Source organism: Streptomyces sp. NPDC034084 (genome assembly GCF_055575535.1).
This window is the reverse complement of record NZ_JBVISK010000003.1, coordinates 696,495-719,813: the sequence shown is the minus strand read 5'-3', so window position 1 is coordinate 719,813 and position 23,319 is coordinate 696,495. Positions and strand designations below refer to the sequence as shown.

The following is a 23,319-nucleotide window of genomic DNA, read 5'->3' as shown; positions in this document are numbered from 1 at the left end:
GGTTCCCGCCGCGACGGGACGGGAACCGGTGGGAACCGTGCGGGCCCGGTGGTCAGCCGCGTACGTGCAGCCCGAAACCCGTGCGGCCGTGCGGCTCCAGACCCTCCCTCAGATGCAGCGAGGGGATCTCGTAGTCGCCGAAGTTCTGCCGCCTGAACGGGATCGGCTCGGTCGACTCCAGGGTGAGCAGGCGGTGTTCCCACGCCTTGGCGACGTCCTGGTAGTCGTCGTCGGTCATCCGGTCGGTGCCGTACAGCACGAACGGCGGCAGGACCTCGATGCCGGGGTAGTACAGGATGCCGTGGTGGATCGGGAAGAGCAGGTCGTCGATGGGGCCGTTGATCCCGCGGGCGGAGTAGTGGGACTCCGGCCCGCCTGCGGTCACCGAGAGCAGGGCCTTCCGGCCGGCGAGGGTGCCTTCGCCGAAGCGCTCGCCGTACCTGGTGTCGCTGTGCTCGCCGACGCCGTACGCGAAGTGGTACGTGAACACCCGGTCCACCCAGCCTTTGAGGATCGCGGGCATCGTGTACCACCACAGCGGGAACTGGAAGATGATCGTGTCGGCCCACAGCAGCTTCTCCTGCTCGGCCAGGACGTCCGGGGTGAGCGTCCCGGCGTCGAAGGCGCGGCCCGAGTCCAGGGCCACCTTCAGCGGGTCCGAGGCGGCGGTGCCGTAGTCCTCGGCGTCCACGACGGCCTTCCAGTTCATGGCGTACAGGTCGCTCACCCGTACCTCGTGCCCGGCGGACTCCAGCGTGGACACCGCGAGGTCCTTGAGCGAGCCGTTGAGCGACTTCGGCTCCGGGTGGGCGTGGACGATGAGCGTCTTCACAGGGGTACTCCTTCGGATCGGATGCCTCGATCCTGCGCGCGGCGGCGGCCGTTGTTCAGGGGTGCTCCTTCCGTCGGACCGGGCTTCCTGGTAACGACAGGGCCACCCTCGCGGGGCGCCGCCGTGGCCATACTGGAGGGATGGACGATCTTGCGGGTTTTCTGCGGACCCGGCGTTCCCGTATCGACCCCACGGCGGTAGGCATCCCCACGGACAGACGCCGCCGGGTCGAAGGGCTGCGCCGCGAAGAAGTCGCGCACCTGTCCGGAGTCAGCGTCGACTACTACGTGCGTCTGGAACAGGGCCGGGCGACCCAGCCCTCCGAGCAGGTCCTCGACGCCCTCGCCGGCGTCCTCGGTCTGGACGAGACGGAACGCGGGCACCTCTACCGGCTGGCCCGGCAGCGTCGCCGCCCCGCCAAGGCACCCGGGGGGCGTCTCCGGCCGGAGCTGCTGCGCGTCCTCGACCTGGTCGGCGACGCACCGGCGCTGATCATGAACCACCGCCTGGACGTCCTCGCCGGCAACCGTCTCGCGCGACTCCTGTACGGCCGGCCGATACCCGACCTGAACACGGCGCGGCACATCTTCCTGGAGGAGGCCGAGCGCGGTCTCTACGCGGACTGGGAGAAGTGCACCCTTGACGTCGTCGGGCACCTGCGCCTGGCCGCGGGGAAGCACCCCGACGATCCGCGCCTAGCCTCTCTCATCGGCGAGCTCGCGATGGGCAGCGAGCGCTTCCGCCGCCTCTGGGCCCGCGCGGACGTCCGCGCCCGCACGCACGGCCGCAAGGCGTACCACCACCCGCTGGTCGGGCTGCTGGAGCTGCACCAGGAGAACTTCGCGCTGCCGGACGAGTCGGGCATGGAGCTGCTGGTGCTGTCCGCGGCGCCGGGCAGCCCGACGGAGGACGGACTACGCCTCCTCGCGGGCCTGGCCGCGGACGGCGACTGCGACGCACGACCCGAGCTCGACGCCCAGGTCCCCGTACGTCGGGGGCATGGCAGAAGCCCTTCCTCCTGACGTGGCTGACGTACGGGATGTCCTCCTCGGCGGCGATGATCCGTTTCACCGGGCGGTTGGTGCCCAGGTGCCCCACCCGCGCCGATGAGGACGCTGCACAGCGGGTGCGGCACCGCGTACTTCGAGCTGCGACGCGCCCTAGTCGCCGGTAGTGCCGTCGAGCAGCTCGCGCAGGATGTCCAGATGGCCGTTGTGGCGGGCCGTCTCCTCGGTGAGGTGGAGGAGGATCCAGCGCAGGTCGACGTGGAGGCCGTCGCGGACGGTTCGCTGGGCCTGCTTGTCCAGGCTGTTTCCCTCGACCAGCTCGCGGTAGCGGGCACTCTGTTCGGCGTACTCGTCGAGCAACTGCGTGAGGGGGAAGTCGACGGCGATGCGCATCTCGCGGTCGGGGTCCTCCTCGGTCCAGGGGCCTTGGTCCTCCTCGCCGAGGAAGACCACTTGGAACCAGTAGTACTCGACCCAGCGGAGGTGGTTGATCACTCCGCTCATCGTCATCAGCGGCGAGCCGGGCAGAAGTGCCTTGCGTGCGTTCTCCGCAGAGACGCCCTCGCACTTGGCGCGGGCGGTGTCACGGGCGTAGTCGAGGAACGTGGTGAGCTGCGTGCGCTCGTCCCACGCGGGCGGTGTGTCGTCGATTCTGGTCATCGCGCGAAGCCTCCCCGATCCCGGCGGCCGATGTCGAGGCATTTATCGACGCCCCCCGCCCCGTCAGGGTCCGGCGCCGTGCGGGGGCGGTCAGGGGGTGAGTAGGCTCGGGGTGCCGCGACGGGTCGATGGAGGAGAGAGACGTGTTCGTCAAGGTGTGCGGGCTGAAGACGGCCGCCGACATCGACGTGGCGGTTGCGGCGGGCGCGGACGCCGTCGGTCTGGTGATCAGCGGCACCAGTGTGCGCGGGCTCGACCGGGACCGGGCCGAGCAGCTCGCCGCGCACGTGCTGCCGCCGGGTGTCCAGTACGTTCTGGTGGTCAACGACACCCCTGCAGCCGACGCCGCGCGCATGGCCGCCGAGTTCGGCGTGGGTGCGCTGCAGCTGCACGGCACCGCGTACCGCGAGGAGCATTTCGTGGCGGCCGCCGGGATCTTCCCTCGGTTGTGGAGGGCCACCTCCTTGAACGACCGGCCCGACATCCGTGTCGGCGCCTACGGCGAGGAGGTTCTCCTCCTCGACTCCCCCCGGGCGGGCTCCGGCGAGCCGTGGGACCTGTCCCTGCTCGAAGGTGCCCGGCCCGAAGGCGCGTGGCTGCTCGCCGGCGGGCTCGCACCGCACAACGTCGGCGAGGCGATCGGCCGGGCGCGTCCGTGGGGGGTCGATGTCTCCAGCGGCGTCGAGTCGGCCCCCGGCGTCAAGGACCACGACCTGATCCGTGCCTTCGTCACCGCCGCGAAGCAGGCCGCCCCGCACGGGGCCTGACTCCCACGGCGACGACAGGCTGGTGCCTGTCGGGCAGCGCGTGCGTGAAGAGGAACTCGGTCTCCCCCGCGATGGCCTCGGCGTTGGTGCCCTGGACGGGATCGGACTCCTTCTCCTGCTTGTCCGCGGCGGTCGCGGTGTACCACCAGGCGTCGGCGTCGGCATCGTGGTGGACGACGGCGGTGCCACCCGCGTAGCGAAGCGGGACGGGCTCTCTCACGGACTTGCGGACTACGGCGTGCGGCCACTTGAGGCGGGCTGACTGCCGCTTGATGCCGCCCCACGCGGGCCCCAGCTGGGCGTAGCTCGCTCCACTGCGGCCGGCGACGGTGGCGGCGCTCTCCGCCAACCGGTGGACGGGCAGCTTGGCTTCGTACAGAGCCCGCAGAAGCGCGAGCTGGACCGCCGCCCAGGTGGCCTCCGCTGCCGCCTCCCTCGGACCCGTGATGCGCCGGCCTTCGAGGCGCTCCGGGAAGCCCCTCCTCCTCGAGTGCCGTGGGAGCGACAGGCCGGCGGCCAAGGGCGGCGGAGAGGGTAGAAGTTCACGGCTCCACCGTGCATCCCTAGGCCTCTCTCGTGCGTCTTCTATGCGCCGGGTCCGTATCCGGCGCCGTCGCTGGACCCGGCAGTGCGTACGCCGGCTCTCCCCCGCGACTCGCGTCGGACTCATGCGGACCCGGAAGACATCCATTCCTACCAAGGGCAGAAGACTTTGCTGACTCCCACACTCGGCCTGCGCAGTGCCGTGACCGTCTCGCTCACGGCCTCGGCCGTACTGGCCGGCGGCCTCTTCGCCGGCCAGGCGCACGCCGCGCCGCCCACCCCGTCGATCACCGCCCCGGGCGGCTTCGTCATGAACAACGGGACGGGTACGACGCTGTACGGGAAGGCCGCGGACACCCGCCGGTCGACCGGCTCCACCACCAAGATCATGACCGCGAAGGTGGTGCTGTCCCAGCGGAACCTGAACCTCGACGCGAAGGTGACGATCCAGAAGGCGTACAGCGACTACATCGTTTCCAAGAACGCCTCCTCGGCCCGGCTCATAGTCGGCGACAAGGTGACCGTCCGCCAGCTCCTGTACGGCCTCATGCTGCCGTCGGGATGTGACGCCGCCTACGCCCTGGCCGACAAGTTCGGCACCGGCTCGACGCGGGCGGCCCGCGTCAAGTCGTTCATCGGGAAGATGAACGACGAGGCGAGGAAGCTGGGTCTGCGGAACACCCACTTCGACTCGTTCGACGGAATAGGCAGCGGGCAGAACTACTCGACTCCGCGCGATCTGACGAAGATCGCGAGCAGTGCGATGAAGAACTCCACGTTCCGCACCGTCGTCAAGACGAAGTCGACGAAGCAGAAGGTGACCACGAAGACGGGTGGTTACCGGTACATGTCGTGGACCAACACGAACAAGCTTCTGAGCACGTACAGCGGCGCGATCGGTGTGAAGACCGGTTCGGGCCCGCAGGCCAAGTACTGCCTCGTCTTCGCGGCCACCCGAGGCACCAAGACGGTCATCGGTACGGTGCTCGCCGCGCCGTCCGAGACGAACAGGGCGGCCGACGTGAAGAAGCTGCTGGACTACGGCTTCGCCAGGTAACCGGCGACGGCCGGCGCACCGTGCGCGCCGGTTGCCGACAGGCTGCCTCCCGTCGAGACGGGAGGCAGCCTGTCGGCGTATGGACGGCCTACGGCTTGCGACCTCGTGCCGGGGCGGTCGAACGAGGGCGGTGACGCCCTAGCGGCCGATACGTTACGTAGTCGGCTACGCGCACTCGGTGCCGGTGGAACCGTCGCCCCTCACGCGCGGTTCAAGTGAGCGGGCCCGGGGCCGGCAAGGGACCGGGCAGTGGCCCCGGCTGGGGGTGGGGTTCGGGTCCCGGGGCGGGCGCGGGCTGGGGATCCGGTTCGGGTTGCGGCGGTGCCGGTGGCGTCGGGTCGGGGCCGCCGGGACCGGGGACCGGGCCCGGCAACGGGCCGGGCTGCGGGCCGGGCCCCGGACCCGGTGCCGGGGTGGGGCTCGGCGGTACGGGGTCATTGGGCGGGGTGCCCATGATCGCCTCCTCGGTCTTCCGGAGCCCGGCACCGCTTACCCGGGCTCGAATCGACTGTGGCTGCTCGGTCACGGCTCCCCGCGTGAGGCGGTGGCCTGTGCGGAGGAGGTGCCGGGCTCAGCCCTCGCCTACCCAGCCGGCCGAGGGCCAAGCGGCCCCCGAACGGGTGGTGTCCGACGGACTGGCGGGGGTATACGCCGTACCTCTCGCAACGCATGACAGCGATGCGAAGAAGGACAGGCGACGACATGTACGCACACCAGCCGGGCCATCCCCGCCCGCCGAGCCCGCCCCCGTTCCCCGTACCGCCGACGCGTCCCGCCCCCGTCGACCCCCATGCCCCGGTCCCGAGGCCACCGCCCGCACCGGGACCCGAAAGGGAACCGGGACCGGAACCCGCGCGGCCGCCCGGGGAGGGCGTGGCGCCCAGGTCGCACGAGGTGAGGCTCGCCTCCGGAAGCAGGCCGGGACCCCTCAGGGGGCGGCTGTCGCGATGCCGAGTTCGACGAGCGGGTCGCGGACGCGGCGTTCGATGGCGTCGCGGATGAAGCGGACGGCTTCGACGCCCTGCCCGGCGGGGTCGTCGGGCTTCCGGTCGACGGAGCGCTTGCCGCGCAGACGGGACTTTCGAAACACGCCCTAGCTTTCGCCCTGCTCGTCGTCAGTCCGCGCCGTTCCTCCGACGGCGCCCCGCCACACGCCGAACCACTGCTCCGCTCCGTACTCCTCGAAGCGCGCCACCTCGGTGAATCCCAGCTTCTCCGCGAGGCGCACGGCGCGGGCGTTGGCGATCTGGGTGGCGAGCACCAGCGGCTCTCCAGGAAGCGCGCCGGTGAACCAGTCGAGCGCCGCCGTACAGGCCTCGGCGGCGTACCCCCGCCCCCACGCCGTCGGCAGGAACATGTACCCGAGCTCGGCTTCTCGGGCCGCCGGACGGACGTGCCCCGGACGCTCGGCGTCGCGCCGGTCGAGCGTGATCATGCCGACCATCGCTCCGTCGAGTTCGACCACGAAGAGGCCGGGGCGCCGGCCGGGCACCTTCGGCACCGCACGTTCCAGCTCCTCACGCGGGCGAGGGCCGCCTACGTAGGTGCCCACCTCTGGCGACGCGAACAGCTCGATGAACGTCTCACGGTCCCCGGCCTGGGACTCGCGGAGCACCAGCCGTTCGGTACGTATGGGGGCGGGCGGCCAGGCGACGGGTCCGAGTTCAGTCATGGCGGGCACCCTAGCGCGGGCGCCCGCGGCCTTGCCGGTGCTCGCCGCAGGTCCCTCCGTACCTCGCTTCGCCCGCGGGCGTCGCGCGCTCCCCGAGGGCTTCGGCGTCCGCCCGCACCTCGCCCCGCCCCTTCAAGAAACCTGCACAACGTGTGCGTGTGGAGGGGCGTGGCCTTCACCGTTCCCCGACACCTCCGGGAGCGTGGCCGTCCGGTCAGCCCCCCTTTGTCCCCTTAGATTCCCCGTGCGGCGCGGGGCCGCCGAATCTGTTACTCCCATCCGAGGAGAAGGTGTCGGCATTCGGTGAAATTGAAGTCACGGCCGCTTCCCGAGGTGCAGAAACATCGACGTCAAGGCGTCAATCGAATTTCTCCGCTCAGCTGTTCCCATGATTGGATCAAGCCCGCTGCGGCCGCAGAAGACGGATTCCCCCCATGAACGAAGGGTGCGCATCATGCGTCACGACCTTGAGACCGTAGAGATCTCCGACGCCGACCTCGACGCCGTTTCCGGCGGTCTCGTCACCGTGTCCGGCGGCCTCGCCGGCGCTCTGACCAACGACGTCGCCAACGTCCTCGGCACGGTCGGCTCCCTGCAGACCGTCCAGGGCGTCGAGGGCCTCGTCTCGGGCGTCCCCGGCCTGGTCTCCGGCATCACCGGCGTCTCGGTGAACACCGCGGGTGTCGCCGGCATCTGAGTCCGGCATCGCCGCCTGACATCGCCCGTGAACCCCGGAACCGCCCCGGTTCCGGGGTTCACGGCCGCCCCTGAGACCGACCGCGGAAATCACGACCGCGAAATGTGCGAGAGAATGCAGCCGAAGGAATAGTCCGTGCAGTTCCGCCGCAATGCGCTTTCCAAGCTGCAATCACCCGAAGAACTCGACGTGCCCGTGCGCTTCGCGCGCCCGCAGGGCCGTCTCGTGCTCGTCGTCACCGTCGTCGTCATGGCCGCGGCGGGCTTCTGGGCCCTCACCGGCACCCTGACGTCCAAGGTGAACGCCCCCGGCCTCCTCACCCACGCCGAGGGCACCTACCTCCTGCAGAGCCCGGTCGCCGGACAGGTCACCGAGGTCCTCGCCGAAGAGGGCCGGCCCGTCGCCGCCGGCGCGCCCCTGCTGACCGTCCGCACGGACCGGGGCGACCGGCCCGTACGCGCCGTCGCCGGCGGTCGCGTCACCACGCTGCACGCCCGGCTGGGCTCGGTCGTCACGACCGGCGCCGACGTGGCGACCGTCGAGCGCGTCACCGACCCCGACGCGCCGCTGCTGGCCGTGCTCTACCTGCCGGGCGACACCGCCGCGACGATTCGCGTGGGCGCCCCGGTCGACCTCGGCGTCCAGTCCGTCCCGCGCGACCGGTTCGGCGTGCTCCGCGGCCGCGTCAAAGCCGTCGGCCGCACCCCGCAGACGCAGGCACAGCTCGGTTCCTTCCTCGGCGACACCGGACTCGCCGCGCAGTTCTCCCGCCAGGGCGCTCCGGTAGCGGTGCTCGTGACCCTGGACCGCTCCCCCACCACCGCCTCCGGATACGCCTGGTCCTCCACCGACGGTCCCCCGCACGCCCCCGTCTCCGGTACGCCCGTCACCGGCGCCGTCCACCTCGCCGCGCAGCGCCCCGTCGACTGGCTGCTGCCGTGAGCGCGTCACGGGCCGTCGCCCCCGACCGGACCCGGTCCGGCGGCAGGACGCGGAACACGGCCCGCAGGCTCCCGCCCGCGAGCGGGCCCCGTCGCCGTACGCCCGCCGCCAAGGGCCGACGGCCCCGGACCGTCCGTACCCCCACCGTCCTCCAGATGGAGGCGGTCGAGTGCGGCGCCGCCGCCCTCGCGATGGTGCTGGGGCACCACGGCCGCTTCGTCCCGCTGGAAGAGCTCCGCATCGCCTGCGGCGTCTCCCGCGACGGTTCCCGGGCGGGCAACCTCCTGAAGGCCGCTCGCGGTTACGGGCTCCAGGCCAAGGGCATGCAGATGGACCTGGCCGCGCTCTCCGAGGTGGCCGCTCCCGCCATCCTCTTCTGGGAGTTCAACCACTACGTCGTCTACGAGGGCACGGGCCGCCGCTTCGGCCGTCCCGGCGTGTACGTCAACGACCCGGGCAGCGGCCGCCGGTTCGTCCCCATGGACCAGTTCGACACCAGCTTCACCGGCATCGTGCTCACCTTCGAGCCGGGCCCCGGCTTCCGCCGCGGCGGTAACCGGCCCGGTGTCCTCGCGGCCCTCCCCGCCCGGCTGCGCGGCACGTCCGGCACCATGGCCGCCGCGGTCGTCGCCAGCCTCCTCCTGGTGGCCGTCGGCGCCTGGGTGCCGGCCCTGAGCCGCACGTACATCGACATGTTCCTCATCGGGAACCAGACCTCCCTGCTCGGTGTGGTCTTCACGGCGATGGCGACCACCCTCGTCCTCACGGCCGTCCTCACCTCGCTCCAACAGGCCAATCTGCTGCGCGGGCGCATCATCGCCTCCACCCTGGGCAGCGCCCGCTTCCTGCGGCACCTGCTCCGGCTCCCGCTCGCCTTCTACGCGCAGCGGAACCCGGCCGACCTGGTCCAGCGCCTCCAGTCCAACGACGCCGTCGCCGAGACCCTCGCCCGGGACCTCGCCGCGGCGGCCGTGGACGCCGTCGTCGTGCTGCTCTACGCGGTGCTGCTCTGGACGTACGATCCCCAGCTCACCGTCGTCGGCGTGCTGACCGCCCTGCTCAACGTCCTCGCCCTGCGCGTCGTGGTCCACCTGCGGGCCACCGGCACGCAGAAACTGCGCGCCGAGAGCGCCCGGCTGACCAACACCGCGTACAGCGGGCTCCAGCTCATCGAGACCATGAAGGCCACCGGCGGCGAGGACGGCTTCTTCCGCCGCTGGGCCGGACAGCACGCCACCACCCTCGACGTGCAGCAGCGGCTCGGCGTGCCCAGCGCCTGGCTCGCGGTCGTCGCACCCACCCTCGCCGCGCTCAACAGCGCGGTCATCCTCACCATCGGCGGTCTGCGGGCCGTGGAGGGGCACCTCACCGTCGGACTGCTCGTCGCGTTCCAGGCCCTCGTGACCGGCTTCACCGCGCCGATCACCCGGCTCAACGGAGTGGCGGGCCGCATCCAGGACTTCGCCGCCGACATCGCCCGACTCAGGGACGTCGAGAACTTCCCCGTCGACCCGGTCCACACCCGGCGCACCCCGCACGCCGCCACCCGCCGCCTCACCGGCCACGTCGAACTGGAGGGCGTCACCTTCGGCTACAGCCCCCTCGACGCCCCGCTGCTCAAGGAGTTCTCACTCACCGTCGGGCCCGGGCAGCAGGTCGCCCTGGTCGGCGGTTCCGGCAGCGGCAAGTCCACCGTCTCCCGGCTCATGTCCGGCCTCTACACACCGTGGGAGGGCGCGATCCGCATCGACGGGATGCGTCTGGAGGACATCCCGCGCAGCGCCCTCGCCGCCTCCGTCTCCTTCGTCGACCAGGACGTCTTCCTCTTCGAGGGCACCGTCCGCGACAACGTGGCGCTCTGGGACCCGTCCGTCCCCGACGAGGCCGTCGTCGCCGCTCTTCAGGACGCCGCGGTATACGACGAGGTCGCCCGCCGCCCCGGCGGCATCCGCAGCCGCGTCGAGCAGGACGGCCGCAACTTCTCCGGCGGCCAGCGTCAGCGCCTGGAGATCGCCCGCGCGCTGGTGCGCCGCCCCAGCGTCCTGATCCTCGACGAGGTCACCAGCGCCCTCGACGCGGCGACCGAACAGATCGTCATCGACAACCTGCGGCGGCGCGGCTGCGCCTGCGTGGTCATCGCCCACCGGCTGAGCACCGTGCGCGACAGCGACGAGATCGTCGTGCTCGACCGGGGCACGGTCGTCGAACGCGGGCGCCACGAACAGCTCGTCGCGGCACGGGGCGCGTACGCCGGTCTGGTGAAGGAGCACTGAGGTGAACCTCCCCCACCCGCCCGCCGACCTCACGGGCGCACGGCACGGCGGCGCCCCGGATCCGGTCGTCGCGGCCCTGGGCGCCCTCGGCACCGCGGTCGACTGCGCCGGGCTGCGCAGCCTCCCCCTCGAAGGCCCGCACGTGCTCTGGCTCGTCGTCGAGGGCGCGCTCGACCTGTTCGCCGTCGACGCGGCACGACTCGGGCCTTGGCACTTCCTCGGCCGCCTCGAAACGGGCGCGCTGCTGCTCGGCCCGGTCGACGGCCCCGCGCACACCCTCATCGGCCGCCCCGGGCAGGGCTGCCTCCTGCGCCGCGTCGAGCTGCGCGAGCTGCCGCAGCCCGTCGATCAGGGGTACGGGCAGCAGGCGTCCGGCAGCCGCCGCTGGCAGGAGGGCCAGTGGTACGACGGTCAGTGGTACGAGGGGCAGTGGTACGAGGACCAGAGCGCGTACGGCATGCCGGCCGAGGTTCCCCTCAGCCCCCTGGAGCACGCCTTCGCCCTCGGCATCGGGCGCGGGCTGCGCGTCCTGTACCAGGCGGCCCTGGACGGCAGCCCCGGCGACGCCCCCGGCGCGGCCGACGACGACGTCCTCTGGATGCGGATCACCCCCGGCAGCGTCGCGTACGGAGCGGCGTACGAGAGCGATCAGGGTTACGGGAGCCCTCACGGCCACGCGACGTCCCAGGGTCCCGGGTCCGCCGCCCTGCTTCTCGACCCCACGACCTGGCAGGGCATGGTCGACCAGCAGTACCGGCTGCTCCACGCCCTCGACGGCTGGATCGAGCAGCTCGAACGCGACCACGAGGACCGCGCGGCCGCGGGCATCGAGGCCGGCCGGGCCGCCCGCACGCGGGCCGACCGCGCCCTGCTCGCCTCCATCGGCCGGCCCGGCGACCGCCCCGGCGGCACCCCGCGCGACCGCGCCGACGACGCGACCTACGCCGTCTGCCGAGCCGTCGCCGACGAGGCGCGCATCACCCTCGCCGAACCGGCCGACACCGGCGCGGACCCCGGGCACCCCGACCCCGTCGAGCGCATCGCGCTCGCCTCCCGGATCCGCACCCGCGGCGTCCGGCTCGGCGACCGCTGGTGGCGGGAGGACAGCGGCCCGCTCGTGGGCCACCGGACGGACGGAACACCTGTCGCCCTGCTGTGGCGGCGCGGCCGGTACGTGGCGTTCGACCCCGCCACCGGTCAGCGGGAGCGCCTGGGCCGGACCGGTGCGGCGGCGTTCGCGCCACGCGCCGTCATGTTCTACCGGCCGCTCCCCGACCGGCCGCTGGGCCTGCTGCGGCTGCTCCGGTTCAGTGTCCGGGGCACCCGGGCGGAACTCCGCGACCTTCTCCTCGGCGGGCTCGTCGCGGTCGCTCTGGGTGCGCTCGTACCCGTCGCCACCGGCAAGGTGCTCGGGGCGTACGTACCCGCGGCGGAGACCGGGCTCATCGTCCAGGCCGGCTTCGCGATCGCCGCCACCAGCGTCGTGTCGGCCGCGTTCATGCTGCTCCAGAACACCGCGATCCTCCGCATGGAGGGCCGCATCGAGGCCACCCTCCAGCCCGCCGTCTGGGACCGGCTGCTGCGCCTGCCGACGACGTTCTTCGCCGGGCGTTCGACCGGCGAACTGGCCGGTGCCGCCATGGGCATCAGCGCCATCCGGCGCGTGATGTCCGGCATCGGCCCCGTGGTCGTCCAGGCGGGCACCGTGGGCACGGTCAACCTGGTGCTCCTCCTGGTGTACAGCGTGCCCCTGGCCCTCGTCGCGTTCGCCCTGCTGCTCGCGACGGCCGCGGTCTTCCTGGGGCTCGGGCTCTGGCAGCTGCGGTACCAGCGCCAGTTGATCCGGCTCGGCAACAAGCTCGACAACCAGGCCTTCCAGACCTTGCGCGGTCTGCCCAAGCTGCGCGTCGCGGCGGCCGAGAGCTTCGCGTACGCCGCATGGGCGGGACAGTTCGCCCGGACCCGCGAGCTGCACCGGCGCGTCGGACGGATCAAGAACGTCCTCGCGGTCCTCGGCGCGGTCTGTCTGCCGCTGTGCACGCTCGTGATGTTCGCGCTCCTGGCCGGGCCGGCGCGCGGCACCCTGTCCGCGAGCGAGTTCCTGACCTTCAGCACCGCCGTCACGATGATGCTGTCCTCGGTCACGCAGCTGACCGGCGCGCTCCTCTCGGCCGCCGCCGTACAGCCCATGTTCGAACAGATCAGGCCGGTCCTCCGGGAGACGCCCGAGGTCCGCGGCTCCAGCGCCCGGCCGGGTGAACTGACCGGGGCGATCGAGGCCGAGAACCTGTCGTACCGGTACACGGAGGACGGCCCCCTCGTCCTCGACGGGGTGAGTCTGCGGGTGCGGCCGGGCGAGTTCGTCGCGATCGTCGGGGCCAGCGGCTGCGGGAAGTCGACCCTCCTGCGGCTGCTCATCGGCTTCGACCGCCCCGTCTCCGGCACCGTGCGGTACGACGGGCAGGACCTGGCGGCTCTCGACCAGGCGGCCGTGCGCCGCCAGTGCGGCGTCGTGCTTCAGAACGCCCAGCCCTTCTCCGGCTCCGTCCTCGACTGCATCCGCGGCGCCGGTACGTATCCGCTGGAGGACGCGTGGGCGGCCGCCGCGATGGCGGGACTGGCCGAGGACATCAAGGCCATGCCCATGGGCATGCACACGATGCTCTCCGACGGCGGGGGCACCGTCTCGGGCGGCCAGCGCCAGCGGCTGATGATCGCCCAGGCGCTCATCCGCAGGCCTCGCATCCTCTTCTTCGACGAGGCGACCAGCGCCCTGGACAACGAGGCGCAGCGGACCGTCATCGAGTCGACCCGCGCCCTGAACGCGACCCGTGTCGTGATCGCCCACCGCCTCTCCACGATCATGGACGCGGACCGGGTGATCGCCCTGGCGGACGGGCGCGTCGTGCAGGAGGGCACGCCCGCCGAACTCCTCGCCGACACGACCGGACTGTTCCACGAGCTGGTCCGGCGGCAACTGGGCTGATGCTTCCGCTCGAGATCCGTGCGAGCGACGCCCGGCTCCCGTGTGGCGAAACCGGACGGGCTGTCGGGGCGTGTAACACGTACGACAGTGATCGCCACGGAAGGAAGCACCGTGTACTCCGACGGACCAGGACCGTCCCGCCGTACCACCCTCGCCCTGGGTGTCGGCACGGCACTCACGGCCGCGCTCGCCGCGGGCGGTGGAACCGCGCAGGCGTTACCGGAGACGGGCGGAATCGTCGCCCGGCTCAGGCGCCTGGAGCGGGAACACACCGCACGGCTGGGCGTGTTCGCCCGTGACATGCGCACCGGGAGGACGGTGGCGTACCGGGCACACGAGCGCTTCCCCATCGCCTCGGTGTTCAAGACGCTCGCCGTCGCGGCCGTGCTGCGCGACCTCGACCGCGACGGGGAGTTCCTCGCCCGGCGCGTCCACTACACCCAGGCGTACGTCGACAGGTCGGGCATCTCGCCGGTCGCCGGGCTGGCCAAGAGCGTCTCGGGCGGCATGACCATCGCCGAACTCTGCGACGCCACCGTCCGCTTCAGCGACAACACCGCAGGCAATCTGCTCCTCAAGGAGCTGGGCGGCCCCACCGGAATCACCCGCTTCTGTCGCTCGATCGGGGACCACGTCACCCGGCTCGACCGGTGGGAGCCCGAGCTCAACTCGGCGGAGCCCTGGCGGCTCACCGACACCACCACCCCGTACGCCATCGGCCTCGACCACGCCCGCCTCGTGCTCGGCGACGTGCTGGAGCCCCACGACCGCGCGCGGCTCACCGACTGGATGCTCCGCAACACCACGAGCACCGAGAAGTTCCGCCGCGGCCTGCCCGCCGACTGGCTCCTCGCCGACAAGACCGGCTCCCCGCGCCACGGCGGCGCCAACGACGTGGGCGTCGCCTGGCGGCCGGACGGCACACCGGTCGTCCTCGCCGTCCTCTCCACCCAGCCGGAGGAGGACGCCCCGACCGACAACACGCTGGTGGCCAGGACGGCCGCACTGCTGGCGGATGAACTCGGTCGAGGGGCCGTACGGGACGGAGACGCGTTCCCGGCGCGGTGACCGGTCGGCCCACTACCGTCGAGGCATGACCAGCACCCGTAAGGAATCACTCCACCTCAGCGTCTACGTCGACCGCGCCGTCGACGAGGTCTACGCCTACGCGTCGGATCCGGCCAACTTGCCCGCCTGGGCTCATGGTCTGGGGGAATCCGTCGAGAGGGTCGGAGACCAGTGGGTCGCGGAGTCCGCACCCCTGGGGCGCGTCACGGTCGCCTTCGCGCCGCGCAACGAGCTGGGTGTCCTCGACCACCACGTCACGCTCCCCTCCGGGGAGACGGTCTACAACCCGGTCCGTGTGATCGCCGACGGCGCGGGAAGCGAGGTGGTGTTCACCCTCCGCCGACAGCCGGGGATGAGCGACGCCGACCTCGAGCGTGACGCGGCCACGGTCACCGCCGACCTGGCCCGGCTCAAGGCGTTGCTGGAATCCGCCGGGAACTCCTGACGCGCACGCGCCGGCCGGCGCACGAACGGTGAGGGCGGTCGCCCGTGAGCGACCGCCCTTCCTCCGCGCGGGCCGCCCGGCCCGGTGCATAGGATCGCCCGCATGGCACTGCGACCTGTCCTGGTGAACATCAAGGCGCTCGACGATTCGGTGGTCGGCCGGTTCTGGGCGGAGGCGCTCGGCTGGGACGCCTCCAGCCGCGAAGCGGGCGAGACGAGCGTCCGGCCCGCCGGCTTCGACTGGCTGGACCCGCTCACGATCTGCGTGGACGTCGTCGCCGTCCCCGAACCCAAGACGGCGACGAAGAACCGCGTCCACCTCGATCTCGCCACCACGTCCGCGGTCCATCAGGCGGAGTTGGTCGCGCGCCTCAAGGCTCTCGGTGCGACACCCGCCGACGTGGGGCAGGGCGAGGTGCCGTGGACGGTGCTCGCCGATCCGGAGGGCAACGAGTTCTGCGTGCTGGAGCCCCGGGAGATCTATCGGGACACCGGGCCGATCGCCGCGGTGGTGGTCGACTGCGCCGATCCGCGGGCCATGGCACGGTTCTGGGACGGGGCCCTCGACTGGACCCTCCACGAGGTGACCGACGATCGCGCGGTGCTGCGCTCCGCCAAGGGCGCCGGCCCGTACCTCGAGTTCCTCCGTGCCGGTGTGAAGACCGTGCCGGACCGCGTCCATCTCGACCTGCTGCGGTACCCCGACGACGATCAGGAGGCGGAGGTCGCCCGGCTGCGGGCCCTCGGCGCCACCGACCTCGACGTCGGCCAGGGCGACGTCCCGTGGACGTGCCTGGCCGACCCGGAGGGCCACGAGTTCTGCCTCCTCGTCCGGTCGTCCTGACCCGCGGCCCGGACGACGCCCCGGCGCGTGCGCGTCAGCGCAGTCGGCGTGCGCGGAGCACGAGGTCCTCGGTGTGGTGCGCGCCGGCGCCTCCTTCGGGTGTCTCGCGCGGCCGTCGCTCGTCCACCTCGACGACCCAGTCGTCGTCGAGCAGCGCCGTGACCATGGAGGGCCAGACGTAGTCCGCCGGGTCGAAGCCGCCGCTCTCGTCCGCCGTACGGGTGTCCATCCCCGCGTGGTGGACGAGGAGGAGCACTCCGCCGACCGCGACGGCCGAGAGCAGCGCGCGTTCGGCCGCGGCGTCTGGCGTACGGAGCAGTGCCGGGTACTGCGCGGACACCAGGTCGAAGGAGGCCGGCGGCAGCGCCGCCTCCGTCAGAGCGGCGTGGACCCAGCGCACGGTGACGCCGGCGTCCCGCGCGTGGCCGGCCGCCCGCTCCAGCGCCACGCCCGAGACCTCGAGCGCGGTCACGTCCCAGCCGCGGTGCGCGAGCCAGACGGCGTCGGCGCCCTCGCCGCAGCCGACGTCGAGCACCCGGCCGGGGGTGAGCCGAGCGACCTCGGCGACGAGCGCGCCGTTGGGCCGGCCGCTCCACACTTGTTCCCGTTCGGCGTACACGTCGTCCCACTTCGCCCGCACCGCGGGATCTCCGGCGTATCCGCTGGATCCGTCGGCGGGCGAAGGGGCGTGGGAGGCGGGCCGTCCCGCCGCGATGTCGTCAGTCACGCGCCCACCGTCGCCCACCGGGTCCCGGTCCCGCCACTGGTGTTGCCGGACCGGCAAGTCGCCGCCCGCATCGTCGGCCGTGGAGGAGGCGGGGCTACAGGGTGAGCGCGTCCTCGGCGTTGTCCATCCACGCGGTGACGGAGTTGGCCTCCGAGACGTTCAGGCCCGGCGTCGAGGCCTTGAGCGGCACCTGCTCCAGGTCGGACTCGGTGTTCATGGTCATCGCGATGGAGGAGACCGTCTTGCTCTTGGCGCCCTTCAGGCCGCCCATGAGTCCCGCGTAGGCGGACTCGCCCGGGGCGAGCCGGATGGCGTCCTCGATGCCGGGGGCGGCGCCTCGCTCCGTCGCGTGCCCGTCCAGGTCGCCGAAGGTCACGACGGGGTGGCCGAGCACCCGGCAGGGCTTGCCGCTCCTGTTGGTGATCTTCAGGAGGTAGCTGCTGGTGGTGGCCTCGGCCGGACTCGCCGTGAACGTCACGTCGTACGTGCTGCAGGGGAAGACGTCGTAGTCCGGATCGGTCGACGGCGAGCCCGGCTTCGCGGGCGGGGACGGCTTCGACGGCTTGGACGGGGTGGCCGGCTTCGAGGCGGTGGCGGGCTTCGACGGCGCGGCGGGCTTCGCGGGCGTGACCGGCGTCGCCGGAGAGGTGGAGACGGGGGGTGTCGCGGTCGGCGTCTCGCCGCCGCCGGCCACGCCGTCGTCGGACGGCCCGCAGGCGGTCAGTGCCAGCGCGGACACGGCGACGAGGACGAAGGCGGCTCTGCGAACGGAACTCATGGCGGTACTCCCCCCGATGACAGCGCTCGAACCGCGCTGTGGTGGAGATCAGGTTCGCGCGTCCGCTTCACGGTTCTGTGACGGTCGCTTGCCGAATTCACCACGGTTCACCCCGGCGGTCCCGCGCGGGAAATTCACTCGATCGGCGGTCGCCCCACCGTCTAGGGTCTGCGACGTGGCAACGAAACTCAATCAGATCATCGCAGTGGAGAAGGGCGTCAAGTCCCGAGCGCATCAGGACCTGACGGCGGCGCATCACGGCCTCCAGAAGCCCGCGTTGCTCGCCGGCATCTCCCGTACCTACCAGCCGAAGGACGAGGAGGGCGAGCAACTGCCGCCCGAGTCCACGCTGGTGCAGGTGAAGGCCGAGGACGTGCTGCGCGACACCGCGCGGGCGCTCACCCGGCTGTTCGATGTGACGGCCACCAAGGACTGGGCGAACTGCGAGGCGCGTGCGGACGTCACGGTCGACGGGCGTGTGCTCGTGGCGCAGGTGCCCGTGGCGTACCTGCTGTTCCTGGAGAAGCAGCTGACGGACATCAACACCTTCGTCCGCAAGCTTCCGGTCCTTGACGCGGCGGAGTCGTGGACGCAGGACCCGTCGACCGACGCGTGGAAGACCGAGGTCGTGCGGACGGTCCGGACGAAGAAGGTGCCGCGCAACCACGTCAAGGCGGAGGCGACGGACAAGCACCCGGCTCAGGTCGAGGTGTACTACGAGGACGTGCCCGTCGGTTACTGGACCACGGTGAAGTTCTCGGGCGCGCTGCCGGCCCGCCGGGTCAACGAGCTTCTGGAGCGGGTGGAGAAGCTCCAGCAGGCGGTGAAGTTCGCCCGTGAGGAGGCGAACAGCGCCGAGGTCACCGACCAGCGGGTCGGCGACGCCGTCTTCGGCTACCTCTTCGGGTAGCCGGGACACCACAGACTCCCCGGCCGTACAGAACACGGCCGGGGTGCGCGAGGAGCGCAAAGCTGAAGCTGAGCCTTGTCGTGACATCCGCGGTTCCAGTGGAGGTTCGAGTCCTCCTCCCGGCACTTCCCGCCGGGATGGCCCAACGTGGCAGAGGCAGACCGCGGTCAATCTCAGACTATTGCTCCAGACTCAGCATGCGCCGCTCATCGCCGGATCGACCGGGCCCGGGCCCTGTGCGTCGAGATGCCAGTTCGAATCTGGTCCGCCGAGCTCGATCGGCGGTGGTCCAAAGGCAGGACGCGACGCAATGACGAATGACCCGGGTCCTCAAGTGTGCCGGCGTGTGATGTGAGCGGCACCGTCAGGGTCCGGGGGCAGGCTACGCCCCCGGACCCGCTCCTTTTCCCCGGACCCCGCTGCCGCCCCCCTTCGTTCTTCGGCCCCGGCCCGTCCTCGGGCGCCGGAAGGCAGGCCGTCTCACGGGCGGCCATGGATCGAGGTCACACAGGGGCCCGGCCAAGCCTGGGTGGCCCGCCCATGTCAGCGGCGGTCCGGGCGCCTCCATGATGCACGCCACACCGTCCGCCGCGGTCCCCGAGCGGCGCCGGTGCACCCCGTGTTTCGCCACGACAGGAGGCAGTCGTCATGGGACATTCGCACCCTCCGTTCCGCTTCGCGACAGGCCGACGCCTCGGCGGAGGCATTCGTCGCTGGGTCGCCGTCGCCGCCGCGGCGCTCGCCCTGACCGGCGGCCTGGTCGCCGCGGGGCCGCCGGCGTCCGCCGCCGGTCTGACCCAGGTCACCGGTTTCGGTTCCAACCCCGGCAACCTGTCCATGTACGCGTACGCCCCCGAGGCCCTGCCCTCGGGCGCGCCGCTCGTGGTCGCCCTGCACGGCTGCACGCAGAGCGCGAGCGACTACTACGCGCACTCCGGCTGGCCGACCTTCGCCGACCGTTACGGCTTCGCGCTGGTCTTCCCCCAGACGAGCAGCGGCAACAACGCCAACTCCTGCTTCAACTGGTTCGAGCCGGGCGACAGCGCGCGCGGTCAGGGCGAGGCGCTGTCGATCAAGCAGATGGTCGACAAGGCCGTCGCCCAGTACGGCAGCGACACCCGGCGGGTGTACGTCACCGGTCTGTCCGCCGGCGCCGGCATGACCGCGAACCTGCTCGCCGCGTACCCCGACGTCTTCGCGGGCGGCTCCATCGCGTCCGGGCTGCCCGCGTTCTGCGCGAACAGCGTGTCCACGGCGTACACCTGCATGTACAGCCCGCCGGACAAGAGTCCCGCGCAATGGGGTGCCCTGGTGCGCTCGGCCGCTCCCGCCGGCACGACGTCCTGGCCCCGGGTCGCGATCTGGCAGGGCACCGCCGACACGACCGTCACACCGGCCAACGCCACCGAACTGCGCGACCAGTGGACGAACGTCTGGGGCATCGGCCAGACGCCCTCCCGCACCCAGAGCCTGAGCGGGGGCACCACCCTGAGCGAGTACGACGACGCCTCAGGCACGCCCGCCGTGCGGGTCTACTCCGTCTCCGGCATGGCCCACGGCCTCGCGGTCGACCCGGGCAGCGGCCCGGAACAGTGCGGCAGCACCGGCACGTACTACCTGGACACCATCTGCTCCAGCTACCACACCGCCCGCTTCTGGGGACTCGACCGTGCCGGGCAGGAACCCGGCCCCGGACCCCTGCCCGCCCCCACCGGCCTCGCGGTCGCCTCGGTCACCGGCACCACGGCGTCCCTGAGCTGGAACGCGGTGGCCGGGGCGGCCTCGTACCACGTCTACCGCGACGGTACGAAGGTGGGCACCACCTCCTCGACCGCCTTCACCGACACCGGCCTGGCCACCGGCACGGCGTACGGCTACACGGTCGCGGCCGTCGACGCCTCGGGCGCGGCGGGCGCGGTCTCGGCGGCCGTGACCGCGACCACGAGCGGGTACACGCCCACGTGCCACACGGCCAGCAACTACGACCACACCGTCGCCGGCCGCGCCTACCAGAGCGGTGGACTCACCTACGCCACGGGTTCCGGTCAGGCCATGGGGCTCTGGAACACGTTCACCACGCACACGCTCCAGCAGACCGCGCCCGGCTACTACGTCGTGGCGGATTCCGGCTGCCCGGCGTGACCGTGCAGAGGATCTGAGGGGTTCGGGCAGCGTGAACGGCGGCGTCTTCGGATGAGCGAATACGCGCCGCCGACTGCGCCGGGCGCGCCTCTTCAGGAGGTAGGACGTCGTGCGCTCGCTGGATGAAGTGAATCCGGAGGGCTGCGTGTTGGTCTGTTCATGGCATCGGGCACGTTCCCGTCAGCGGTTCTCACCGTTGAGAGGGACACGCAATGACGAGCCACGCTACCGAAGTCGAGTGGGAGGACCTCCTCCGCCGATCGCTGCACGCCACGGGTACGGGTGCGCGGTGGGTGGTCGAGGCCGACGAGATGTGGTGCCGGGTCGCGCCGCTGGCGGGGACGCGGCGCGCACAGGGGTGGAAGCTGCACCTGTCGGCCACGGCCGCTTCCGCGCCGGCGGTCCTCACCAAGGCCCTCGGCGTGCTGCTGCGGGAGCGGTCGGCGTTCAAGTTCGCCCGGTCGCCGGAGCAGGTCAGCGCGCTCAACTCCCGGGCGACGCCGCGGGGAAGCTCGGGCAAGTTCATCACCGTCTACCCGCGTTCCGACGCCGAGGCGGTCGCGCTCGCCCGGGATCTGCACGAGGCCACGGCGGGGCTTCCCGGGCCCCGGATCCTGTCGGACCAGCCCTACGCCGCACGCAGTCTGGTGCATTACCGCTACGGGTCCTTCGTGGGGCGGCGGAGGCTGTCGGACGACGGTCTGCTGGTGTGGTTCATCGAGGACCCCGACGGCAACCCCGTGGAGGACAGGCGCACCGGTCAGTACTCCCCGCCTTCCTGGGCCGTCTGTCCGTTCCCCGCCTCGGTGCCCGTGGCGCCGAGCGGCGGTGACCCGACGGGTCGTCCGGTGGTGGTCGGTGGTCGCTTCGCGGTACGGGAGGCGATCCGGCAGACGAACAAGGGCGGTGTGTACCGGGGCACCGATGTCCGTACGGGTGCGGGCGTGGTGATCAAGGAGGCCCGGCCGCACGTGGAGGGCGATGCCTCCGGCGGTGACGTACGGGACTGGCTGCGGGCCGAGGCCAGGACGCTGGAGCAGCTCGCGGGCACGGGGCTGGCGCCGGAAGCGGTGGCGCTGTTCGAGCACGGCGGGCACCTGTTCCTGGCCCAGGACGAGGTTCCGGGCGTGACGTTGCGTACGTGGGTGGCCGAGCACTTCCGCGACGTGGGGGGCGAGCGCTACCGTGCCGACGCGCTGGCGCAGGTGGCGCGGCTGGTGGACCTGGTGGCGGCGGCGCACGCCCGGGGGCTGGTCCTGCGGGACTTCACGCCGGGCAATGTGATGGTCCGCCCGGACGGCGCACTGCGCCTCATCGATCTGGAGCTCGCGGTCCTCGCGGACGAGGCCGCCCTGCCGACCCGCGTGGGAACGCCTGGGTTCAGCGCCCCCGAGCGGCTGGACGACGCGCCGGTGTGCGCGACGGCCGACTACTACAGCCTCGGCGCCACCGCGTGCTTCGTCCTGGCCGGGAAGGTGCCTAACCTGCTGCCGGAGGAGCCTGCCGGAAGGGCGGCTGAGCAGCGGCTCGCCGCCTGGCTCGCGGCGTGCGCGCGACCGCTTCGGCCGCCGGACGGCGTCGTGGACATGATCCTCGGGCTGATGCGGGACGATCCCGCCGAGCGATGGGATCCGTCCAGGGCACGCGAGGCTCTGCTGAAGGGGACGGCGGAGTCGGTTCGGGCGGGGACCTCGGCGGTTCCCCGACCGGTGGAGGACGGCGGGGCGCGGGACGAGGTGAGGGGCTCGGCCGGCCTCCTTCGGGGCGAGGTGATCGACTCGGCCGTCCCCCGGCCGGAGGAGGACGGGGCGCGGGACGGGGTGGTGGCCGGGCTCGTGGACCACCTCATCGACTCGATGACTCCGGCGGACGACCGGCGGTTGTGGCCGGTGTCGACGCTGGCAGGGGAGAGTGATCCCTGCACGGTGCAGCAGGGCGCGGCCGGCGTTCTGGCCGTACTGACGCGGTACTTCTCGCTCACGGGCGACCCGCGCCTGCCCGAGCTGCTCGCGACCGCGGGCCAGTGGATCGCGGACCGTACCGCTCTCCGCTCCCCGCGTCCCGGCCTGCACTTCGGCGGCCGCGGCACCGCCTGGGCGCTGTACGACGCCGGACGTGCCGTCGACGACCGTCGGCTCACCGACCACGCGCTCGCCCTGGCACTGGCGCAGCAGCAGGTGACGCCCCACCACGACATCACCCACGGCACCGCGGGCAGTGGCCTCGCCGCCCTCCATCTGTGGCAGCACACCGGGGACACGCGCTTCGCCGAGCTGGTCGTCGAGGCGGCCGACCGGCTGACCGCCGCCGCCAGGCGCGACGCCGCCGGAGTGGGCTGGGCGGTGCCCGCCGACGCCGCTTCCCCGGAGGGCGGCAAACGCTACCTCGGCTTCGCCCACGGAACGGCCGGCATCGGCTGCTTCCTCCTCGCCGCGGCGGGCCTCTCGCAGCGCCCCGGGCACAGGGAACTGGCCGTGGAGGTCGGCGAGGGCCTCGTGGCCACCGCCGTACGCATCGGTGAAACGGCGCAGTGGCCCGCACAGGCGGGTGACGTGCCGACGGCTCCGTACTGGTGTCACGGCGCGGCGGGCACCGGCTCCTTCCTCGTCCGGCTGTGGCAGGCCACCGGGGACGACAGATTCGGCGACCTCGCCCGTCGCGGCGCGCACGCCGTCACGGAACGTGCCTCCCGGGCCGCCCTCACCCAGTGCCACGGGCTGGCGGGCAACGGCGACTTCCTCCTCGACTTGGCCGACGCCACAGGAGATGCCGTCTACCGGGACATGGCGGGGCAACTGGCCGCTCTCCTCGTGGCCGAGAGAGCCCGCCGCCGGGGCCAGGTGGTCTTCCCGAACGAGTACGGGGAGGTCTCGACCAGCTGGAGCGACGGGTCCGCCGGCATCCTCGCCTTCCTCCTGCGGCTCCGCCACACCGGCCCGCGCCTCTGGATGGTCCAGCAGCCGGGTTGAG

General features: G+C 72.2%; 20 protein-coding genes and 1 pseudogene. 14 read left to right on the top strand and 7 right to left on the bottom strand.

Annotated features, from left to right (window positions below; genetic code table 11):
• Positions 1–52 precede the first annotated feature (52 nt).
• A complete protein-coding gene (locus ACZ51I_RS14150) occupies positions 53–832 on the bottom strand; it encodes an NAD(P)H-dependent oxidoreductase (protein ID WP_468875240.1) in 780 nt (259 codons plus the stop codon).
• A gap of 140 nt (positions 833–972) precedes the next feature.
• Between ACZ51I_RS14150 and ACZ51I_RS14145 the strand changes: the two genes are divergently transcribed.
• Entirely contained in the window at positions 973–1,854 is an 882-nt protein-coding gene (locus ACZ51I_RS14145; protein WP_468875237.1) for a helix-turn-helix transcriptional regulator, read from the top strand.
• Positions 1,855–1,992: 138 nt separating this feature from the next.
• Here ACZ51I_RS14145 and ACZ51I_RS14140 read toward each other — a convergent pair whose 3' ends face one another.
• The gene (locus tag ACZ51I_RS14140; protein ID WP_468875233.1) at positions 1,993–2,499 is read right to left on the bottom strand and encodes a DinB family protein; all 507 of its coding nucleotides are present in this window, start codon (positions 2,497–2,499) and stop codon (positions 1,993–1,995) included.
• A 143-nt stretch (positions 2,500–2,642) separates the two neighbouring features.
• Here ACZ51I_RS14140 and ACZ51I_RS14135 point away from each other — a divergent pair, with 143 nt between their 5' ends.
• A complete protein-coding gene (locus ACZ51I_RS14135; RefSeq protein WP_468875232.1) occupies positions 2,643–3,266 on the top strand; it encodes a phosphoribosylanthranilate isomerase in 624 nt (207 codons plus the stop codon).
• Here the strand turns inward: ACZ51I_RS14135 and ACZ51I_RS14130 are convergent.
• Entirely contained in the window at positions 3,229–3,786 is a 558-nt protein-coding gene (locus ACZ51I_RS14130; RefSeq protein ID WP_468875229.1) for a hypothetical protein, read from the bottom strand. The two genes, ACZ51I_RS14135 and ACZ51I_RS14130, sit on opposite strands and share 38 nt — an antisense overlap.
• A 213-nt stretch (positions 3,787–3,999) precedes the next feature.
• On the opposite strand from ACZ51I_RS14130, the gene ACZ51I_RS14125 reads away from it, so the two are divergent.
• Complete coding sequence (locus ACZ51I_RS14125; RefSeq protein ID WP_468875643.1) at positions 4,000–4,866, top strand: D-alanyl-D-alanine carboxypeptidase family protein; 867 nt, start codon at positions 4,000–4,002, stop codon at positions 4,864–4,866.
• Positions 4,867–5,794: 928 nt separating this feature from the next.
• Here the strand turns inward: ACZ51I_RS14125 and ACZ51I_RS14120 are convergent.
• Positions 5,795–5,956, bottom strand: coding sequence for a hypothetical protein (locus ACZ51I_RS14120; protein WP_468875227.1), 162 nt, complete (start codon positions 5,954–5,956; stop codon positions 5,795–5,797).
• Between the two features lie 3 nt (positions 5,957–5,959).
• Positions 5,960–6,538 (bottom strand): GNAT family N-acetyltransferase, encoded by a 579-nt coding sequence (locus ACZ51I_RS14115; protein ID WP_468875224.1) that lies wholly within the window; start codon positions 6,536–6,538, stop codon positions 5,960–5,962.
• Positions 6,539–6,992: 454 nt separating this feature from the next.
• Between ACZ51I_RS14115 and ACZ51I_RS14110 the strand changes: the two genes are divergently transcribed.
• The 7 genes from ACZ51I_RS14110 to ACZ51I_RS14080 all read left to right on the top strand — a co-directional run bounded on the left by ACZ51I_RS14110 (position 6,993) and on the right by ACZ51I_RS14080 (position 15,792).
• Entirely contained in the window at positions 6,993–7,235 is a 243-nt protein-coding gene (locus ACZ51I_RS14110) for a hypothetical protein (protein WP_468875222.1), read from the top strand.
• A gap of 135 nt (positions 7,236–7,370) precedes the next feature.
• Positions 7,371–8,177, top strand: a complete 807-nt coding sequence (locus ACZ51I_RS14105; protein ID WP_468875219.1) for a biotin/lipoyl-containing protein — start codon at positions 7,371–7,373, stop codon at positions 8,175–8,177.
• Positions 8,178–8,332: 155 nt separating this feature from the next.
• Complete coding sequence (locus ACZ51I_RS14100) at positions 8,333–10,450, top strand: NHLP family bacteriocin export ABC transporter peptidase/permease/ATPase subunit (RefSeq protein ID WP_468875641.1); 2,118 nt, start codon at positions 8,333–8,335, stop codon at positions 10,448–10,450.
• Between the two features lies 1 nt (position 10,451).
• On the top strand, positions 10,452–13,436 hold the full coding sequence (locus ACZ51I_RS14095; protein WP_468875217.1) for an NHLP bacteriocin export ABC transporter permease/ATPase subunit: 2,985 nt from the start codon (positions 10,452–10,454) through the stop codon (positions 13,434–13,436).
• Between the two features lie 111 nt (positions 13,437–13,547).
• Complete coding sequence (gene bla, locus ACZ51I_RS14090; protein WP_468875214.1) at positions 13,548–14,504, top strand: class A beta-lactamase; 957 nt, start codon at positions 13,548–13,550, stop codon at positions 14,502–14,504.
• 25 nt (positions 14,505–14,529) lie between these two features.
• Complete coding sequence (locus ACZ51I_RS14085; RefSeq protein WP_468875211.1) at positions 14,530–14,949, top strand: SRPBCC family protein; 420 nt, start codon at positions 14,530–14,532, stop codon at positions 14,947–14,949.
• Positions 14,950–15,051: 102 nt separating this feature from the next.
• The gene (locus ACZ51I_RS14080; protein WP_468875208.1) at positions 15,052–15,792 is read left to right on the top strand and encodes a VOC family protein; all 741 of its coding nucleotides are present in this window, start codon (positions 15,052–15,054) and stop codon (positions 15,790–15,792) included.
• A gap of 34 nt (positions 15,793–15,826) precedes the next feature.
• Here ACZ51I_RS14080 and ACZ51I_RS14075 read toward each other — a convergent pair whose 3' ends face one another.
• Positions 15,827–16,519 (bottom strand): class I SAM-dependent methyltransferase, encoded by a 693-nt coding sequence (locus ACZ51I_RS14075; protein ID WP_468875206.1) that lies wholly within the window; start codon positions 16,517–16,519, stop codon positions 15,827–15,829.
• A gap of 94 nt (positions 16,520–16,613) precedes the next feature.
• The gene (locus ACZ51I_RS14070; protein ID WP_468875204.1) at positions 16,614–17,297 is read right to left on the bottom strand and encodes a DUF4232 domain-containing protein; all 684 of its coding nucleotides are present in this window, start codon (positions 17,295–17,297) and stop codon (positions 16,614–16,616) included.
• A 175-nt stretch (positions 17,298–17,472) separates the two neighbouring features.
• Between ACZ51I_RS14070 and ACZ51I_RS14065 the strand changes: the two genes are divergently transcribed.
• The 4 genes and pseudogenes from ACZ51I_RS14065 to lanL all read left to right on the top strand — a co-directional run bounded on the left by ACZ51I_RS14065 (position 17,473) and on the right by lanL (position 23,318).
• Positions 17,473–18,207, top strand: a complete 735-nt coding sequence (locus ACZ51I_RS14065) for a DUF7873 family protein (RefSeq protein WP_468875201.1) — start codon at positions 17,473–17,475, stop codon at positions 18,205–18,207.
• Positions 18,208–18,244: 37 nt separating this feature from the next.
• Positions 18,245–18,332 (top strand): annotated as a pseudogene (locus ACZ51I_RS14060).
• Positions 18,333–18,855: 523 nt separating this feature from the next.
• Positions 18,856–20,349 carry an extracellular catalytic domain type 1 short-chain-length polyhydroxyalkanoate depolymerase gene (locus ACZ51I_RS14055; protein WP_468875199.1) on the top strand — a complete coding sequence of 498 codons (1,494 nt, stop codon included), beginning with the start codon at positions 18,856–18,858 and terminating at the stop codon, positions 20,347–20,349.
• 212 nt (positions 20,350–20,561) lie between these two features.
• Positions 20,562–23,318, top strand: coding sequence for a class IV lanthionine synthetase LanL (lanL, locus tag ACZ51I_RS14050; RefSeq protein WP_468875196.1), 2,757 nt, complete (start codon positions 20,562–20,564; stop codon positions 23,316–23,318).
• The last annotated feature ends 1 nt before the right edge of the window (position 23,319 follow it).